Raw genomic sequence first — 17323 nt, 5'->3', positions numbered from 1 at the left:
AGTAGACTTATGTCTATGAACCACCAGAAACCCGCTGCCCCCGTTTTGGGGGGCGGCGGGTTTTTGCGTATCCGTTTGGATTTGGCGTACGACGGCGGCCCGTTCAGCGGGTGGGCAGTGCAGCCCGGACTGCGGACCGTTCAGGGTGTGCTGGAGGATGCCCTTGCCCTCCTGGTCCGGCGCAAGGTGCGGGTGACCGTGGCCGGCCGCACCGACGCCGGTGTCCACGCCCGCGGACAGGTGGTCCACCTGGACCTCACCGAAGAGGAGTGGCAGGGACTGAACCGCGGCGTGGAGCTGGATCCCGCCGTCGCCCTCCTGCGGCGCTTGCGCGGAGCACTGAGCAGGGGACTGGGCGACCTCACCGGCGCCATTGAGGTGCACAGTGTCACCGTGGCGCCCGAGGGGTTCGACGCGCGGTTCTCGGCGCTGTGGCGCCGGTACAGCTACCGCATCGCTGACGGTCCGGCGCTGTGGGACCCGCTGGGCAGGTACTCCACGCTCTGGCACAAGGAACAGCTCGATGTGTCGTTGTTGAACGAGGGGGCGTCCAAGCTCCTGGGGCTGCAGAACTTCCGTTCCTATTGCAAGCCCCGCGAAGGATCCACTACCATCCGTGAACTGCAGCGCTTTGAGTTCGCTCGGGGGAGCGACGGCGTCATCGTCGCCACCGTGCAGGCTGACGCGTTCTGCCACAACATGGTGCGGGCGCTGGTGGGCTCGGCCCTGTACGTCGGTTCCGGAGTGGAGAAGCCGGGGTGGCTTTATGAGCGGCTTCTTGAGCAGAAACGCGATGCGAAGTCCGTGCTGTCCGCCCCGCACCCCCTGGTGCTCGAGGAAGTGGCTTATCCCTCGGACAGCGAACTTCTGGCCCGGGCCGAACTGACCCGGGCGCTGCGGAAGTAGGCGTGGCCGCTAGTAGCCCGGGGGAGGGTCTTCCGCCGGCAGGACCACAGTGAAACTACTTCCCTCGCCTGGCCGGCTGGTGCACGTAATGGAGCCGCGGTGCAGGTCCACGATGGCCTTCGTGATGGAGAGCCCCAGGCCGACGCCGGGGATGCCGGACTGCAGCACATCGCGGCTGCGGAAGAACCTGTTGAACACCTGCGCCGCGTCGGCCGGAGTCATTCCCATCCCGGTGTCGTCCACGCGCAGGTACACCTGCTCGGCTTCCGCCCGGGCCGTGACCCGGACCGTCCCGCCGTCGGGCGAGTATTTGATGGCGTTGGACAGGAGGTTGTCCAGGACCTGGCCGAGCCGGAGCGGGTCCACCTGCGCCCATAAAGGCACCGGCACGTCGGCACGAAGCGACACCTTGGCGGCGGCGGCATGTTCCTGCGCCGAACCAACGCAGAAATCCACCAGTCCGGACAAGTCCGTCCTCCGCGGATGCACCGGCAGCGACGCCGACGCCGACAGCAGCAGATCCGACACCAGGGTGAGGAGCCGTTCCGTGTTGCGCTGCGCCACCTCCAGCCGTTGAGCGGCCAGGGGCGGGAGTCCGTGCTCGCCGTCGAGCACCAGATCGAGGTTCCCTATGACGGAATTCAGGGGGGTGCGCAGTTCGTGGGTCACGTTGGACAGGAAATCGTCCTTGGCCGCCATCGCCTCCACCAGGCCGGTCACGTCATTGAACACCACCACGGCGCCGTTGAAGTCGCCGTCGTCATTCCTCAGGGACCGGGCCGCCGTGGAAATGGCCCGGCGCTGCGGTCCTTCACCGAACCAGACCAGGTAATCGGCAAAGGACTCACCCTGGGTGGCCCGGTAAACGGGACGTTTATCCGGGGCCAATGGCGATTTCCCGTCCTGGCTGAGGAGTGTCAGTTGCTCCTCGATTCTCGATGCCGGCAATTGATCCGAAAGACCTCCCGGGGACGCCGCGGCTTCCAGCTGGGATTGCCGGACATTTGTCAGCAGCCGGTCACCCTTGGCATTCACGGCGACAATGCCGACGTCGACAGTTTCCAGGATTGTGTCCAGCAGCTTTTCGCGCTCCTTGCTTTCCTCGAAGAGCGCACGCATTTCACGGTCCTTCGCCTCCAAATCCCGCTGTTGCAGCTTCAGGTTCACGCTGGCGAAGCGGATCGCGAGGGACACTGTGAGCATCATGAGCGGCAAAAGCAGCGCGGACGCCACGTCCGAGGCGGAAACCGCCGGAAGCCGGGAAAACAACGGGGGCAGGGAAATTAACAGGGGCCCGCAGAAGCTTAGGAAGAGGCTGCTCCGGGCGGGCAGCGACGAGGCGGACACCCAGATCACCGGGAAAATTGCCAGGACGCCGAGGCCCGGAACGCCGGGCGGCACGCCGAGGCGGGTCAGCCAGATGGCGATGAAATCAAACATGGGAATGAATAGCGGAACGTACGGCCCAAGCTTTTCCCAAGGCAGCAGGATGCATGCCAGGAAAAGGAGGGCGTGCATCCCCAAAGCCATCAGGAAGACGTCGTTGCCGAATATGCCGGGCCAAGCGAGGAATGCCGTGACTGCCAGTGCCAGGACCACAAATGAAAGCGGTAATTGGCACAGGATCACCTGGGTGCGAGGCCCCAGCGCACGGAAGAAACGGTCGGCGCTGGGAGCCAGCGATGTCTCAGCCACGCAGGTGGGCCCTGGTCCCCGCCCTGAGCACAACGCCGCCGGCCCACTCACCTTGGCCGGGCGAATGCTGGTGGCGAATGGTGGCAATCATGGGGCCCGGGCCTTTCTTGGACGTCATTGTTTACTGTGAAGTCATGCTAATTGACATTCATACATCTGCCACGGAAAAAGAGCCGCCAATAAGCGAGATTTCTTGTAGCGTAGTCCTTTGGGGGGTGTAACAGGCATTTGCGATGGGCAGATGCTTGCATGGGGTCTGGGGATTTATGGGGTTGACCATGAGCGATCTGGGAGTAGCTGTGGTTGTCGAGGACGACAAGGACATACGTAACTTGTTGGAATCGGTCTTCCTTCAAGCGGGGTTTGAGGTGCACACCGCCTCGGACGGCCGCGAAGGCGTGGAATTGGTACGACATCAACAGGCGAATATTGTCACCTTGGATGTGGGGCTGCCGGACATTGACGGCTACGAGGTGCTGCGGCGCATCCGGCAGTTCAGTGATGCCTACGTGGTGATGCTGACAGGCCGGAGCGAAGAACCGGATATGTTGACCGGCCTGCACTCGGGCGCGGACGACTACATCACCAAGCCGTTCCGTCCCCTGGAACTCCGCGCGAGGGTGGCGGCCATGATGCGGCGGCCACGGTACAGCGGCGCGCAACGCCAGGACGGGCTGCGGCAGGACGCACAGCAGCAGCCGGCGCCGGCGAAACCGGCACCGCATGCCCAACCCGGCGCCGCGCACGGAACCGGGGCAGCGCATGGAACCGGGGCAGCGCACGGAACCGGCACCAGGGACGTCCTGGAGCACCGCGATCTCAGGCTCAGCCCCCGGACACGGTCCGCCGAACTGGCCGGCAAGGAACTGGAGCTGACGCGCAGCGAGTTTGTGTTGCTGGAGGAACTGCTGCGGGCCGGCGGCGGTGTGTGCACGCGGGCTGACCTGGTGAAAGTGGTCCGAGGGGACTACTACCAGGACGACACGTACATCAGCGAGGCTGACGAGCGTGCCGTGGAGGTCCACATCGGCAACCTCCGCAAAAAGCTCCACGAGGATGCCCACACGCCGCAATTGCTGCAGACCGTGCGGGGCGTGGGGTACCGGCTGGGAGCCGCCAAGCTCTAGCGGCTCCGGCAGGCTGCCTGGCCGATCGGGCTACCAACGGCCCGGCGGGCTACTCGGCCGAGTGGCCTGCCGGCAGGTAGCTCCGGCGCAGCTGCGCAACGGTTTCGCGGCCGAGTTCTGCGATGAGGGCCAGCATTGACTGGCCCTTGTCCCAGCACCCTGACCGGATGATGGCCTCGACGTCTTCCGCAAGGCGGGCCAGGCGGAGGCCTCCCACCATTGCCGAGCCGATCTTCAGGCTGATCGCGGCATCGAGTGCGGTGGTGCGGTCCTGGCCGGAAATTGCGTTCCTCAGGTTCACGTAGCGCTGATCCCAGATTTCGATGTAATCCAGGGCGAACTTCCTGGCGACGGCCGGCTGGGCCAGCTGGCTTTCAAGGTCCTGCAGCACCAGGAGGTCCACGAGCGGGATTTCCTCAAAAGCCAGGCTGGCGTCAGTGCCCGGGGCAGCCGAGGGAAGGGTGCAGATGTGGTCCGCACCTTCGTCTTCGGTACAGCTGCCTGAAATGGACATATGACAACGCTACTTCCTGAATCTGTCAATTCGCTCGACCTAGGCAGATATTGTGCAAACCTTGAGTCTCTTGGGGTAACAAGCGGTGATCGGTGTCACTTTGGGCACTCTATTGACTGCTGAATGTGACAACGGTGTTGATGACGGCGGGGCCCAGAATGGCGATGAACAGCACCGGGAAGATGAAGAACAGCAGCGGGAACAGGATCATCACGGGCAGCTTCATGGCTTTTTCCTCCGCGCGTTGCCGTCGCTTCACCCTCATGACCTTCGCCTGGATCCGCAGGACCCGGCTGATGGCGATGCCGTAGGTGTCGGCCTGGACGATCGCCTGGACGAAGCTGCGCAGCTCCGGGATGTTGGTCCGCTCGGCCAGCGCGATGTAGGACTCCCGCCGGCTTCGTCCCACCTGCATGTCCTGCAGCGTGCGGATGATTTCCTCGGCCAGCGGGCCCTTGCCGTTTTCGCCTGCCCGGGCCATGGCACCCTCGAAGCCGAGGCCGGCTTCCACGGAGATCAGCATCTGGTCCAGGGTGTTGGCGAGTTCCAGTTGCATGGCCTTCTGGCGCTCCATGCCTTTGCTGTACAGGAGCAGGTCCGGGATGAAGTAACCCAGGAAGAGCAGGAACAGGCCGGCGAGTTTGATCATCGGTTTGGGGCTGCTCATGCTGATGAGGATGAAAAGGGAGGCCCCCACCAGTCCGAGGACGGGCTTCGCCGCGAGGATGCGGCCCAGGGGCCAGGCAACGGGCCGGCCGGCCAGGGAGAGCAGCCGGTCGAGTTTGCGGACATAGGCGGCGGGTGTCAGGCCGTAGCCGATCCTGTCGAGCAAATTGCCCCGGGTCTTTTCGGGGACGTCGGCAGCCCTCCTGCCACGGTTGAGGATGGCCACTGTTGCGGTCCGGGACTTGCGGTCCACGGACAGGACGGACCATGCCAGGTAGCCTACGGGGAGGCAGACCAGGAGGAGCGAGGCGAGCACCACGGGATTCATGGACACCTCAAAATTTCAGATCGATGATTTTGCGCATCCACAGGCTGCCGATGGTCATGAGCACCACGGATCCGGCCATCATGGCCCAGCCCAGGGGGTGCGTGAACATGGCGTCCATGTAGCCGGGGTTCACCGCCATCAGCATCAGCACGATGCCGATGGGCATGGCAATCAGGATGTAGGCGGAGAACTTGCCCTCCGCCGCGAGTGCCTTGATATGGCCCTTGATCTCGGACCTTTCCCGGATCGTTTCATTGACCTGGTCGAGGACCTCCGCCAGGTTGCCGCCCACCTCGCGGTTGATCTGGATGGCCTGCGCGATCCAGACGAAGTCCTCGTTCTTCATGCGTTCCGAGGTGTCCGTCAGGGAGGCCAGCAGGTCCCGGCCCAGGCTGGTTTCGGTGATGACCCGGCGCATTTCTTCCGAGGTGGGGCTTTGGGACTCGGCAGCGGCGGCATCGATGGCGCGGAGGATGCTGTGGCCGGCCCGCAGCCCGCCGGCGAGGAGCTGGAGGGTGTCGCCGAGCTGCTGGTCGAACTTGGCACGCCGCTTGCCGGCCAGGAAGCCGAGCACCAGGTGCCCCACGAAGGGGGCGAGGATGACGAGCAGGACGGACACGGCGGGCACGCCGATGACCAGGCCCACCAGGGCGCCCACGATGGCGCCGGCGATCACCAGGACAATGAACTCGGCCTGGGTGAGCCGGACACCGGCCGTTTCCAGTGCCTCCCGGTTGTAGAGGCGGACATTCCGGGCGGCCAGGAACCGGTCCAGGGCGCCGACGGTGAGGTTGGCCAGGCGTGTCAGCCGCGAGGGCGGGTCAAAGGCGAACGGCCGGCGACGGCTGAGTGCGATCTCCGGAGCGCCGGGGATCAGTATCGCCACGCCGAGCAGCAGCGGTGCAAGGAAAAGGAGCGCGGCTCCGATGGTCATGAGCATGGCGCCCCTAGGCCGTTCCGTGGCCGGAGGGGGCCGCATGGCCGCCGTGCCGGCCAGGACCGGAGGGCCCTCCCTGCCCGGAAGGCCCGCTGGTTCCGGGCCCCGCGGGCGTGGCGAAGACGGCGGGGGAGACGTGGATTCCGAGGTCCTCGAAGCGGTCGATGAAGCGCGGGCGGATCCCGGTGGCAACCGGCCGTCCGAGGAAGCGGCCCTGGGCGTCGACGCCGGCCGAGTAGTCGAAAACAAAGGCGTCCTGCAGCGTGACGATGTCACCTTCCATGCCCTGCACCTCGGTCACGTGGGTGATGCGGCGGCTGCCGTCCCGCAGGCGTGAAATCTGGACGATCAGGTTAACCGCCGAGGCTATCTGTTCCCGGATGGCCCGCAGCGGCAGGTCCATCCCGGCCATGAGCACCAGGGTTTCCAGGCGCGCCACGGCATCACGCGGGGAATTGGAGTGCACCGTGGACAGGGAACCGTCGTGGCCGGTGTTCATGGCCTGGAGCATGTCCAGCGACTCGCCGCCGCGGACCTCACCCACCACGATGCGGTCGGGGCGCATACGCAGCGAGTTCCGCAGCAGTTCGCGGATGGTCACTTCGCCCTTGCCTTCGGTATTGGGCGGGCGGCTTTCCAGCCGGACCACATGTTCCTGCTGGATCTGCAGTTCCACGGCGTCCTCGATGGTGACGATCCGTTCGTCCGAGGGCAGGAACGAGGAGAGCACGTTCAAGAGGGTGGTCTTCCCGGTGCCCGTGCCGCCCGAGACGATGATGTTGAGCTTGGCCTTGACGCAGGCGTTGAGGAGCTCTGCCATCTCAGGAGTCAGAGTGCCGTAGTCGATCAGGTTCCGGACGGTGAGCGGAACCTTGCTGAATTTTCGGATCGTCAGCGACGATCCGCCCACGGCCAGCGGCGGGATCACCGCGTTGACGCGGGAGCCGTCTTCCAGCCGGGCATCCACCAGGGGCGAGGATTCGTCAATGCGGCGGCCTACCTTGGACACGATGCGCTCGATGACCTTCCGCAGGTGTTCTTCCGAGCTGAAGCGGGAATCGGCCAGCGTGAGGTGGCCCTTGCGTTCGACGTAGATCTGGTCCATCCGGTTGACCATGATTTCGGTGACGGCGGGGTCGTCCAGCAGCCGCTGCAGGGGACCGTAGCCCAGCACGTCGTCGGCGACGTCCTGGACCAGGCGCGTGCGTTCCTCCGAGGAGAGCGGCACCTGTTCGGCGTCGATGATGCGGGTGAGCTCCTCACGGGCGGACGTCCGGAGCTCCAGCTCGGTGATGGCCGAATCGTTGAAGCGGGCACCCATGCGCTCGAACAGCGCCGTGGCCGCCCGCTCCTTCAGCGCGGCAAACGCGTCCACCGGCTGCTGGGCTTTCGGTTTCGCCTCTTCCGCATGGTCAGGCGCCGCGGAAGGTACGACGACGGCGGCAGCCGGTGCCGCCGTCGTCGTCCGTTTGTCCGTCCTCACCGGAGCCCACGGTTCCGGCTGCGGGGCCGGCAATTCCGGGCGTTCCCGTTCCAGCGTTGCGGTGGCGGTGCGCGAGGTCTGTAGCGGCGCTGCAATTTGGGTGCGTGACTGCGACTTCGCTTGCACCGCGCTGATGCGTTCTGAAAGTTTCATCTAGACCACGACCCTTCGGTGCAGTTTGCGTTGGGATTTGGCCCGCCAGGCGGGGTTGAAACGGTCGACGAGCTGGTTCAGGCTCTTGCTTGCCGGGTCCTTGGCTGATTCCTGGAGGACGGGGATGCCGCGGTTGGTGGACAGGGCGACGGCGCGGGACCTCGGAATGCTCACGTCCACGGGCGCGCCGATGGTCGATTCGAGGTCCTGGACGGTCAGGCCCAGCTTGGAATCGGCCATGTTCAGCACCACGTGCCTGGTCTCGGGGAGGATTTCCAGCTGGCGCAGCACTTCCAGGCCGGAGCGCAGGCCGCGGACGCTGGGGATGTCCATCCCGCTGACCCACACCACATCGGTGCACTGCTCCATGGCAGCCAGGCCGATTTCGGGAAGCCCCGGTGCGGTGTCCACCACCACGTACTGGAACTGCTCCGACAGCTGTTCCAGCAGCCGGCTGACCTGGTCCGGGGTGATCTCGTCCGCATCAACGGGAGTGGGGGGAGCGCACACGGCGTAAATGCCGCCGGGGTGGACCGTCAGGAAGGCCTTGAGGACCAGGGAGTCCTGGCTCGCAGCGGGGGACACTGCGTCCGTGACGGTGTGCTGCGGATCGAGGTAGAGTCCGGAGGCGACGTCGCCGAACTGCAGGTCCAGGTCCACGATCACCACACTCATCGGGGCGATCTTGCCCAGGCCGATGGCGAGGTTGGTGGCGATGGTGGTTTTGCCGACACCGCCCTTGGGGGAGAAGACCCCGATCACGAGGCCCTTGTTGGATTCCGTCATTGGCGGGGCGGCCTGAACACGGTATCTGCTGGCAAACGATTGGTTGGCGCGTTCCAGGAGCACCCGGATCTGGGCGGGATCGGAGCCGGGGGAGAGGATGTCCCTGATGCCGGCGCGCATTGCCTGCAGGATGAAGTCCGGGTCCGGTTCGGCGGCGAGGATGACGCTCAGTTCCGGGAACCGGACGTTCATCACCGTGGCAAACCGGAGGGCTTCATCGACGGGGACGTCGGGTCCCAGGATGAGCACCTCGGTCAGTTCCTGGTTGAGGGCTGCGAACAGGTCGTTGGGATCGGCGGGGAGCACGCTTGTGAAGAAGGTCTGCACGCCGCCTTGGAGACCGCCGGCAACGGCCTGGCGGAGGCGGCCGTCGAAGTCGACGTCCGGTGTGATGAGGGTGAAGCGGCTCATTTGTAGACGTCCGGCCGGATCATGATGCGCGGTCCGTTGTCCTCGGCGTCGAGGGGTTCGCGGGTGAGCCAGATGGCATCTCCGAACTCGGACGCGAATACGATCTTGCCGGCGTTGATGTCGTTGACTGCAACGGTGATCATCAGGGAGCCGGTGGGGAGGTTCACGTCCCGGGGATTAGGGTCCGTTCCGGCGCTCGCCGACGGCGCCGGGTTGGCGGCGGCTCCCTCGGGGGCGCGCTGGACGGCGGTGACCAGGACCTTGTGGATGGAGAGCTGGGTGGTCTCTCTGTCCGACTTCGCCTCGATGCCGCCTGTTTTCATGGAGATGAAGACGCCCACGTGGTCGCCCGGTTGAAGGCGCCCGCCCACCATGCGCTGCGGCTCCAGCTGGAACGAGACTTCCTGGAGGCCTGCCGGGACTTTGACTGAACCGGAGGTCTGGAGGTCTTCAGGTTCCACCATTTTTTCCTTCAGCAGCTGTTCGCCCGGGACGAGATTCGAGGCGGCCACCTTGCCGGCGGAATCTTCGAGGGTGTCCAGCGCGGATTTTGCGACGGCGGTGCCGGGCACCTGCTCCAGGGCCACCGATGCCTTCACTGTGTCCACGGTTGCGCCGGCCGGGATCGCTTTGGTGACCACCAGAACTCCCACCGGATCCAGGTCCTTGACTGCCCGCTGGTCAGCGCCCTGGGCGTAAGTGACGACAAGCACCGCCCCGACGATGGCCAACAGGACTGCCACCACTCCTGCCAACAAACGTGACTTCACTGACTGCTCCTGTGGTTAAACATGCGGGGTGGACGAAACTATTTGCTGAGGGCAACGACAGTCGCGCCGTCGGGGTTGACGGGGCCGAGCGTGTAGCCGTTGGCCAGGGAAACATACTTGACGAAGGTTCCGATGATTCCGCGGCATGGTTCCCTGCATTCGAGTGCGGCCGGAACGTCAGGGGCCCGGTTGCGAAAGGTGTACGGAAGGCCCGAGCTGCCAACTTTCCATCCGGCAACTTTGAACGCGGCAAAAGTGGTCAGTCCGTAGATAGCGTTGGTACCGGTTCCGGTGACGGAATTGAAGATCGGCAGCAACACGAAGACGTCTTTGTTTGCGTTCATGTCCGCCGCCCAGCCGTTCAACGTGGCCTCGCAGTTTGGCGGCGCATTGTTGCCGGTATCTCCTCCGGCTGTGCTCTTGGCGACGTCGATGAAGGCGCCGCATTGGCCGATATCTTGTTTGAGGCCACCGAAACCGCCCTCAACGAACGCGCCCGATGGACCGTAGTTGCAGTCCACGTTCGCGTTTTTTCCGTGCAGTTGGAGCAACTGCATGATGTCCGTACTGTTGCGGACCTGGCAGACCGACACAGTGATGGGAAAGGGAGTCGTCCCTTTTTCGGGGCTGCCCCACACGACTGTTGAACGGGCATTGACTTCGGTCGAGTTCATGCCCAGCACCCGGGCAAAGAACAGCGAGACTTCGTTGGGAGTCCTGCCTTTCTCCTGTGCGCCGGCCGTGACCGTGACGCTGCGAGCGGCCTTATCCAGCACGGTGGATTTGATGTTGCTGCGGGCGTCATTGGCGTTCGAGTTGGCAAGGCTTGCGGCCAGAGTGGAAGTGGTGGAACAGTCTGCGTCGATCGAGCTGGGGGCGCTCTTGGCGCATTTTTGGGCAATGGCCAGCGCCGCTGCGTCTGCTCCGTTTCGTAGCTGGGTTCGTTCGGCGTAGAGCATGCCGACGTCCACGGCTATGGCCCCAAAGCCCAACAGCACCACAAGCATGACGGCAACGATCACGCTCACGGCGCCGCGTTCGCCGTCGTATTTATGCCCGGGGTGACTTAGCCGCCGCATAGCATGGCCCCTTTACCGGTCATGGCGAACGGGCCGGCGATGCCGGTCATGGTTGAGAGGTTGTAGCTGATGATGACGGTGATGCGGTTACCCGGTGCACAACTGGTGGTGCCGGTGTCGAGATTCTTGAAAACGATGTTCGTGTCCTTCAGCCCGGGCTGAAGCGATACCGCAGTATCCCTCGCAGCCTTGTTGGCATCAGAGACTTTGTTGGAGATAGCCATGACGCGCACGCCTTCGCGGGCTGCGGCGGAGAGTGAGGCCTGGGCGTTGTAAGCCCGGCTGAATTCGACGATGCCCAAGAGCAACATGATGAGGACGGGCGCCAGGATCGCAAACTCGACCGCAACAGCTCCGCGCTCGGATGCCCTGGACATGGTGGTGCCTTTCCTCTGGCTGATGGTGTGGTGAAGACAGCCGAAGTGGCGGCGGCTTGGATGCCGCCGCCACTTCGGTTGGTGGACGTGCCGGGGCGCGTCGGGAGGGTGGGCTAGCGCCTTACGGGGCGGCCTTGGGGGTGCAGGTTCCCAGCCCGGCCTCAGCGCCGGCACCGTAAGTGCCACCGCTGACTGAGCACGACACCTGGGTAAACATATCGGTCAAAGTTCCGCCGAGAATGGTGACGGCTACGATGATCACGACGGCGATGAGGGCAACCATGATGCCGTATTCGACGGCGGTAGCGCCCTTTTCGTCGCTGCGAAGGCGGATCATGAGGTTGGTGTGGAGAGAAAGCATGGGGACTCCTGAGCGAGTTTGGGTGGGCTGGTCCTGCACCAGCTCTGCCAAAAAAATAGCAACCGTGTGACCGCTTTCGGTTGGATCTTGGTGCATCCTTCGCCAAGCCTGCTCGCATTGCGTATGGGCAGCGCCAAACCTGCGCTTAATCTGCGGATTTGCTGGGACTGCAGGCGGCTTCCTCACACATAAGGACTCCCTCAACCTTGCGGCTGAAGGAGTCCTTGGCAGACACCCGAGCGATATGGTGATTTTTTCCCACGAAGGCCCTGAACGAGCACTCACACGCGCTCAGGGCCTTCGCCCGGTGCGAGATCCTACTCCTCGCTGCCGGGTGGCAACGGACTCCTCGGTTCTGGGTGCCAAGGAGCCCGGGTCTGTGCGGCCAGAACTCTGGCCGTTGGAAAGCCCTAGCTAAACGCCTTCATGATGTTGATTGCGGCCGGCCCCAGGATCACGATGAACAGGACGGGGAAGATGCAAAGCAACAAGGGAAACAGCACCTTGACCGGAAGCTTCATGGCCTTCTCTTCGGCCCGCTGGCGCCGCTTGATCCTGGATTGCTTGGCTTGCATCCGAAGTACCTTTGCAATCCCGATGCCGTACTTGTCAGCTTGGACCACCGCGCGAACAAAGCTCCGGAGGTCCTGAACAGAAGACCGTGCCGCCAGTGCAGCGTAGGCCTCCTGCCGGGGACGTCCTACCTGGATGTCCTGGAGGGTCCGGACCAGCTCTTGGGCCAGCGCTCCGGTGCCGTTTTGTCCAGCGCGAGCCATTGCGGCTTCAAATCCCAGCCCGGCTTCTACTGAAATGAGCATCTGATCGAGCGTATTGGGCAGCTCCATTTCTATTTCCTGCTGGCGCTTGATTCCCTTGTTGTAGATGAGCAGGTCCGGCAGGAAATAGAAGAACGCGGTGATTGCCAATCCCAAGGCAAACGTCTGAGGCGATGGGCTGTTGCTGAAGAGCAGCAGCCCCAACATCGCGCCGCCAAGCGCCAGGCTGGGCTTGGCAACAAGGAGCCTGTCTAGCGGCATGGACGCTGGTCTTCCGGCCAGAGACAGCCAGCGGTCGAGCTTTCCGACGTAGCCGGTCGGAGTCAATCTCTTCGCAGCACCCAGGAGAGCCGGGGTCCGCTGGATGGCAGCGTTCCCGTTGACACTGAATCCCTGGCCCAAGTTCGTTTGGACTGCCACCATCCCCCGCCGGTCGATCGACACGAGCGACCACGCCAGGAAGGTGACCGGGATAACAACCAGCGCTATTAGCGCCAGGACTGTGATGTTCATTTGGAATCCCCCTAGAACTTGATCTTGACGATCCGGCTAAGCCAGAAGCCGCCGACGATGAACATGATGACGCTGAGCACCATGAGGATGATCCCGACGAAGTGTTCGACGAACACGTTGAGGTATCCCGGATTGATGACCCCTAGGAACAAAGCAACGCCGACTGGCAGTGCCATCAGGATGTACGCCGACATTTTCCCTTCGGCACTGAGAGACCGGATCTGGCCCTTGATGTCGCTTCGTTCGCGAATGGTTGCGGCCACTTGTTCGAGCACTTCGGCTAGGTCCCCGCCGACTTCCCTGTTGATCTGGACAGCCTGGGCAATCCACCGGAAATCTTCACTGTCCATGCGATCCGCGGCGTCCTCGATTGCCACGCGTGCGTCCTTGCCAATCCGGGTCTCATTGACGATCCGGGCAAGTTCCTCCGATGTCGGAGCATCCGCCTCCAGTGACGCTGCCTCGATGGACCGCATTACGCTGTGACCGACGCGGAGGCCTCCAATCAACATCTGGATGGTGTCTGTCAGTTGGGCTTCGAACTTTCCGCGGCGCTTGTCCGTGAGAATGTTGAGGACCAGTTTGGTGGCAAACGGCGTAGCTGCTGCTACGAGGAATCCGATCAAAATGTGCGTCAGGAACCAGGCGAATACACCTGCGAACACAGACCCGATCCCTACCGCCACCGTGAAGTCGGCCGGCGACATCTTGACCCCGGCGTTGTAGAGCACTGCCCTGTTGTAGGGGCCCCCCGATTCGCCGATAACTCCGTCAACGGCGGTTACGGCTGATTGAGTGAAGCGGCTAACTGTTGATGCTTGCGGCTGAGACGAGTTCCGGCGGCGCTCCATGGGGATGGCACCGTAACGCGGCTTAAGCACTACAAGGAAGACCAATATCAATGCGGCAAGGCACAAACAGATGGCAAAACCGAGGACGGCCGGCGAATCCATGATCACCGCCTCCCTGAAGAAACCGGAGCCGAAGCCGCACCGAAGACGCCCGGGGATACTGCGATGCCCAGATCAGCGAAACGATCCAGGAACCGAGGACGGATTCCTGTGGGAACCGGCTTTCCAAGAAACCTGCCTTGGGCGTCCATACCTGCGGAATAGTCGAAGACGAAGGCATCCTGGAGCGTAACGATTTCTCCCTCCATGCCTTGAACTTCGGTGACATGTGTGACCCGGCGGCTTCCGTCACGCAGACGGGTTACCTGGATGATCAGGTCAACGGCGGACGCTATCTGCTCCCGTATGGCCCGCAAGGGAAGGTCCATCCCGGCCATGAGGACCAGCGTTTCAAGTCGGGCAACGGCATCGCGCGGAGCGTTAGCGTGAACGGTGGACAACGAGCCATCGTGGCCGGTGTTCATGGCCTGGAGCATGTCCAGTGATTCGCCGCCACGGACTTCGCCGACAATGATGCGGTCAGGACGCATGCGGAGCGAGTTCCTGAGGAGTTCGCGAATGGGCACTGCACCCTTGCCCTCGATATTGGGTGGCCGGCTTTCCAACCGGACCACGTGCTCTTGCTGCAACTGCAGTTCCACCGCGTCCTCGATGGTGACGATCCTGTCGTCCTCGGGAATGAAGGAGGAAAGGACGTTGAGAAGTGTCGTCTTGCCTGTTCCTGTTCCGCCAGAGACGATGATATTCAGCCGTGCTCGCACACATGCGCTGAGGAGCTCCGCCATTTCCGGAGTCATGGACCCCCAGTCAATGAGGTTCTGCACAGTCAACGGGACCTGGCTGAACTTACGGATGGTAAGTGATGGTCCGTTCACAGCCAAGGGCGGGATGATCGCATTCACACGCGAACCGTCTTCCAGCCTTGCATCGACGAGCGGAGACGATTCATCGATGCGGCGGCCCACTTTGGAGACGATGCGCTCGATTACCTTCCGCAAGTGATCATCCGAGCTGAACTGTGATCCGGTCAGTGAGAGACGTCCGTTACGTTCCACGTAGATTTGATCGGAACGATTGACCATGATTTCGGTTACAGCCGGATCCTCCAGGAGGCGCTGAAGCGGACCCAAGCCCATGACTTCGTCGGCAACGTCACGGATGAGGCGACGTCGTTCTTCGGGCGAAAGCGGAACCTGCTCCTGATCAATCACCGCCGATAGTTCTTCAACGGCGCTTGCGCGGAGATCTTCTTCGGACGCCGAGGTGTCGCCGAAACGCGTTCCCATCCGCTCAAATAGTGCGAGTGCCGCGCGTTGCTTCAGCCCGGCCAACGCGTCGACAACAGGGACGACGGGGCCGCCTCCGAGCGAGGGCGCGGTGGCGAGGGCGATTGGGCTCCCGCCCGCAGCCGGTGACGCGAAAGGAATTGAAGAGGCGGGCCCTGAGACGGGAGCTTCATCGATTGTTCCGTTGGGAGGCTGTGAGGCACCCTCCCGCTGCGTCCTGGAAAGTCGGTCTGAGAGTTTCATGAGACAACCACCCGTCGGTGCAATTTGTTGTGATTAGAGGACACCCACTGGGGGTCAAAGCGGTCTACCAGCTTCTTCAGGCCTTTGGTGGCCGAGTCCCTGGAAGTGCTCTGCAGAACGGGTATCCCGCGATTCGTCGAGTACGGCAAAGTCCGGGATCGTGGCACCACTGCATCTATCGGGACCCCGATTGTCGCTTCAACATCCTGTACCGACAGTCCGCTTTTGCGATCAGCGAAATTCAGGACGGTATGCCGTCCCTGCGGCAGCAACTGGAGCTCCTTAAGGACAGTGAAACACTTGCGGAGCCCGCGGACACTGGGAACATCCATGCCACAGACCCATACGCCGTCTGTAGCCAGCTCCAGGGTCGCAAGGACGTGTTCCCCCAGACCTGGTGCGGTGTCGACCACGACGTATTTGAACTCGCTCGCCAGTTGATTCAGCAGGCGACTGACGTGGTCGGCTGTGATGTAGTCAGATTCGGATGGCGTGCGGGGAGCGCAGAGTGCATAGATGCCCGCCGGATGGACGGTCAGAAACGCCTTCAAAACCATCGAATCCTGCGATGCGGCGCCGTGAACTGCCTCCGTGATGGAGTGTTCCGGTTCGAGCTGCAATCCCGACGCAACGTCTCCGAACTGAAGGTCCAGATCCACGAGAACTACGCTCATCGGGGCAACCTTGCCTAAACCAATTGCAAGATTCGTTGCGACTGTGGTTTTCCCGACGCCACCCTTGGGTGACATCACCGCAATGACCCGCCCACGGTCCTGGTCAGGTTCGGCAGCGGGGCCCATGCCTCGCCGGCGGCTGGCTGCGGCGAGGCACGCTCGTTCCAGTAGCACTCGCAGATCGTTGACTTCAATTTCTGGCGTGACAACATCGCGGATCCCCGAATGCATGGCCTTCAACACCAAGTCTGGGCTGGGCTCCGCAACAAGCAGAAGGCTGATCTCCGGGTACTGGAGGTCAAAGACCGTAGCCAGTTTCAACGCGGCTTCAGCTGTTACGCCGGGTCCGAGGATCAGAACCTCGGGCGGTGCACCATTGAGCTGCTTGAACACATCATCAGGTCCACCGGACAATACCTCCGGATTGAGGGTCTGCAGTTCTCCGTGCAAGGCCCCTGCGATGGCCTGGCGGACGCGGCCCTCAAAGTCGCGCACCGCCGTGACTGCGACAAAGCGGCTCATCAGTACAGCCCACCGAACGTCGTAATGGGAGGATTGGACTTAGCCGTGGACGCCGTCTGCTTGGACAGCCAGAGGGTACCGAACTCCGCCCCATAGATCATTTTGGAGGCGTCGGCGTCGCTGCGGGCGACAGTCACGTAGGCGGAACCGTTCGGCATCGCAACGGCATTGTCTGAGGACCCCGACTTAGCGTCCGGCTCGGCTTTCTGGACAGCTGTGACAAGTACATCGTGGAAGAGGAGCCCGGTGGACTGCTTCCATCCCTTGACTTCGGCCGGAACGTTGGCATTGTCCGGCATTGCATCCTCCGCCTTGAAGGAGCTGAAGACTGTTACTTTGTCTCCTGCTTCGAGCCGTCCGCCCAGGATCCGATCTGGTGCCAACAGGAAAGTGACCTCTTCAAGCCCCTCAGGTACCGGCACCGTTCCCGGCCGCAGGTCCCGAGGATCGACTAGCCTGGCTGAAAGGAGTTGCTCGCCGGGTTCCAAAGCCACGGAGGTGACTTTTCCCCCCTGCTCGCTTAGCTTGTCGAGGGCGCCCTCCGGCACTGCAGATTGAGGCATCGACTCCAGTTGGACCTTACCGTTCAGGTCTTCTGCCTTTGTGCCGGCAGGGACAGATTCTTTGACGACGAGTACATTTACGGGATCCAGTCCTTGCAATGCCCTGTTGTCAGCTCCCTGGACGTATACGACAAGTAGTACGGTTCCAGTGATTGCCAGCAGCAGCGCTGCAATGCCTCCCAGTAGGCGTGATTTCACTTTAGATGCTCCTTCTTAGTGTGTGAGTGCATCCGTTCCGCGAT

The 17323-nt window shown here is 62.9% G+C and carries 17 protein-coding genes; 2 read left to right on the top strand and 15 right to left on the bottom strand.

Annotation, left to right across the window (positions count from 1 at the left end):
* Positions 1-15: 15 nt before the first annotated feature.
* The gene (gene truA, locus BS38_RS0103530; protein WP_197024888.1) at positions 16-906 is read left to right on the top strand and encodes a tRNA pseudouridine(38-40) synthase TruA; all 891 of its coding nucleotides are present in this window, start codon (positions 16-18) and stop codon (positions 904-906) included.
* 9 nt (positions 907-915) lie between these two features.
* Here truA and BS38_RS0103525 read toward each other — a convergent pair whose 3' ends face one another.
* Positions 916-2601, bottom strand: a complete 1686-nt coding sequence (locus BS38_RS0103525) for a sensor histidine kinase (RefSeq protein ID WP_028269559.1) — start codon at positions 2599-2601, stop codon at positions 916-918.
* A gap of 278 nt (positions 2602-2879) precedes the next feature.
* Here BS38_RS0103525 and BS38_RS0103520 point away from each other — a divergent pair, with 278 nt between their 5' ends.
* On the top strand, positions 2880-3728 hold the full coding sequence (locus BS38_RS0103520; RefSeq protein ID WP_028269558.1) for a response regulator transcription factor: 849 nt from the start codon (positions 2880-2882) through the stop codon (positions 3726-3728).
* A 49-nt stretch (positions 3729-3777) separates the two neighbouring features.
* Here the strand turns inward: BS38_RS0103520 and BS38_RS0103515 are convergent, their stop codons facing one another.
* The 14 genes from BS38_RS0103515 to cpaB (BS38_RS0103450) all read right to left on the bottom strand — a co-directional run bounded on the left by BS38_RS0103515 (position 3778) and on the right by cpaB (BS38_RS0103450) (position 17279).
* Complete coding sequence (locus BS38_RS0103515; RefSeq protein WP_028269557.1) at positions 3778-4242, bottom strand: Hpt domain-containing protein; 465 nt, start codon at positions 4240-4242, stop codon at positions 3778-3780.
* A 109-nt stretch (positions 4243-4351) separates the two neighbouring features.
* Positions 4352-5236, bottom strand: a complete 885-nt coding sequence (locus BS38_RS0103510; protein WP_028269556.1) for a type II secretion system F family protein — start codon at positions 5234-5236, stop codon at positions 4352-4354.
* Positions 5237-5243: 7 nt separating this feature from the next.
* Positions 5244-6176, bottom strand: a complete 933-nt coding sequence (locus BS38_RS0103505) for a type II secretion system F family protein (protein ID WP_028269555.1) — start codon at positions 6174-6176, stop codon at positions 5244-5246.
* A gap of 7 nt (positions 6177-6183) precedes the next feature.
* A complete protein-coding gene (locus BS38_RS24275) occupies positions 6184-7809 on the bottom strand; it encodes a CpaF family protein (RefSeq protein ID WP_231511024.1) in 1626 nt (541 codons plus the stop codon).
* Positions 7810-9006, bottom strand: a complete 1197-nt coding sequence (locus BS38_RS0103495) for an AAA family ATPase (protein WP_028269554.1) — start codon at positions 9004-9006, stop codon at positions 7810-7812.
* Positions 9003-9776, bottom strand: a complete 774-nt coding sequence (gene cpaB / locus BS38_RS0103490; protein WP_028269553.1) for a Flp pilus assembly protein CpaB — start codon at positions 9774-9776, stop codon at positions 9003-9005. Before cpaB (BS38_RS0103490) ends, BS38_RS0103495 begins: the two co-directional genes overlap by 4 nt.
* Positions 9777-9814: 38 nt before the next feature.
* Entirely contained in the window at positions 9815-10855 is a 1041-nt protein-coding gene (locus tag BS38_RS0103485; RefSeq protein WP_028269552.1) for a pilus assembly protein TadG-related protein, read from the bottom strand.
* Positions 10843-11232, bottom strand: coding sequence for a TadE/TadG family type IV pilus assembly protein (locus tag BS38_RS0103480; protein ID WP_028269551.1), 390 nt, complete (start codon positions 11230-11232; stop codon positions 10843-10845). The genes BS38_RS0103485 and BS38_RS0103480 overlap by 13 nt, the downstream gene beginning before the upstream one ends.
* A 121-nt stretch (positions 11233-11353) precedes the next feature.
* Positions 11354-11593, bottom strand: a complete 240-nt coding sequence (locus tag BS38_RS0103475) for a Flp family type IVb pilin (protein WP_028269550.1) — start codon at positions 11591-11593, stop codon at positions 11354-11356.
* A 410-nt stretch (positions 11594-12003) separates the two neighbouring features.
* On the bottom strand, positions 12004-12882 hold the full coding sequence (locus tag BS38_RS0103470; RefSeq protein WP_028269549.1) for a type II secretion system F family protein: 879 nt from the start codon (positions 12880-12882) through the stop codon (positions 12004-12006).
* A gap of 11 nt (positions 12883-12893) precedes the next feature.
* A complete protein-coding gene (locus BS38_RS0103465; RefSeq protein ID WP_028269548.1) occupies positions 12894-13835 on the bottom strand; it encodes a type II secretion system F family protein in 942 nt (313 codons plus the stop codon).
* A 2-nt stretch (positions 13836-13837) separates the two neighbouring features.
* Complete coding sequence (locus tag BS38_RS0103460; protein WP_028269547.1) at positions 13838-15322, bottom strand: CpaF family protein; 1485 nt, start codon at positions 15320-15322, stop codon at positions 13838-13840.
* Positions 15319-16518, bottom strand: a complete 1200-nt coding sequence (locus BS38_RS0103455) for an AAA family ATPase (protein ID WP_028269546.1) — start codon at positions 16516-16518, stop codon at positions 15319-15321. Before BS38_RS0103455 ends, BS38_RS0103460 begins: the two co-directional genes overlap by 4 nt.
* On the bottom strand, positions 16518-17279 hold the full coding sequence (cpaB, locus tag BS38_RS0103450) for a Flp pilus assembly protein CpaB (RefSeq protein WP_028269545.1): 762 nt from the start codon (positions 17277-17279) through the stop codon (positions 16518-16520). Before cpaB (BS38_RS0103450) ends, BS38_RS0103455 begins: the two co-directional genes overlap by 1 nt.
* Positions 17280-17323 lie beyond the last annotated feature (44 nt).

The organism is Arthrobacter sp. UNC362MFTsu5.1, assembly GCF_000685965.1.
GTDB lineage: Bacteria > Actinomycetota > Actinomycetes > Actinomycetales > Micrococcaceae > Arthrobacter.
The sequence above is the reverse complement of the archived record's forward strand: the minus strand, read 5'-3'. Positions and strand labels throughout refer to the sequence as shown.

Bases quoted from the DNA above. Each gene is read 5' to 3' on its own strand.
- truA (WP_197024888.1), top strand. From the start codon at position 16: ATGAACCACCAGAAACCCGCTGCCCCCGTTTTGGGGGGCGGCGGGTTT.
- BS38_RS0103515 (WP_028269557.1), bottom strand. From the start codon at position 4,242: ATGTCCATTTCAGGCAGCTGTACCGAAGACGAAGGTGCGGACCACATC.
- BS38_RS0103465 (WP_028269548.1), bottom strand. From the start codon at position 13,835: ATGGATTCGCCGGCCGTCCTCGGTTTTGCCATCTGTTTGTGCCTTGCC.
- BS38_RS0103475 (WP_028269550.1), bottom strand. From the start codon at position 11,593: ATGCTTTCTCTCCACACCAACCTCATGATCCGCCTTCGCAGCGACGAA.
- BS38_RS24275 (WP_231511024.1), bottom strand. From the start codon at position 7,809: ATGAAACTTTCAGAACGCATCAGCGCGGTGCAAGCGAAGTCGCAGTCA.
- BS38_RS0103485 (WP_028269552.1), bottom strand. From the start codon at position 10,855: ATGCGGCGGCTAAGTCACCCCGGGCATAAATACGACGGCGAACGCGGC.
- BS38_RS0103455 (WP_028269546.1), bottom strand. From the start codon at position 16,518: ATGAGCCGCTTTGTCGCAGTCACGGCGGTGCGCGACTTTGAGGGCCGC.
- BS38_RS0103520 (WP_028269558.1), top strand. From the start codon at position 2,880: ATGAGCGATCTGGGAGTAGCTGTGGTTGTCGAGGACGACAAGGACATA.
- BS38_RS0103510 (WP_028269556.1), bottom strand. From the start codon at position 5,236: ATGAATCCCGTGGTGCTCGCCTCGCTCCTCCTGGTCTGCCTCCCCGTA.
- BS38_RS0103505 (WP_028269555.1), bottom strand. From the start codon at position 6,176: ATGCTCATGACCATCGGAGCCGCGCTCCTTTTCCTTGCACCGCTGCTG.
- BS38_RS0103470 (WP_028269549.1), bottom strand. From the start codon at position 12,882: ATGAACATCACAGTCCTGGCGCTAATAGCGCTGGTTGTTATCCCGGTC.
- BS38_RS0103480 (WP_028269551.1), bottom strand. From the start codon at position 11,232: ATGTCCAGGGCATCCGAGCGCGGAGCTGTTGCGGTCGAGTTTGCGATC.
- BS38_RS0103495 (WP_028269554.1), bottom strand. From the start codon at position 9,006: ATGAGCCGCTTCACCCTCATCACACCGGACGTCGACTTCGACGGCCGC.
- BS38_RS0103460 (WP_028269547.1), bottom strand. From the start codon at position 15,322: ATGAAACTCTCAGACCGACTTTCCAGGACGCAGCGGGAGGGTGCCTCA.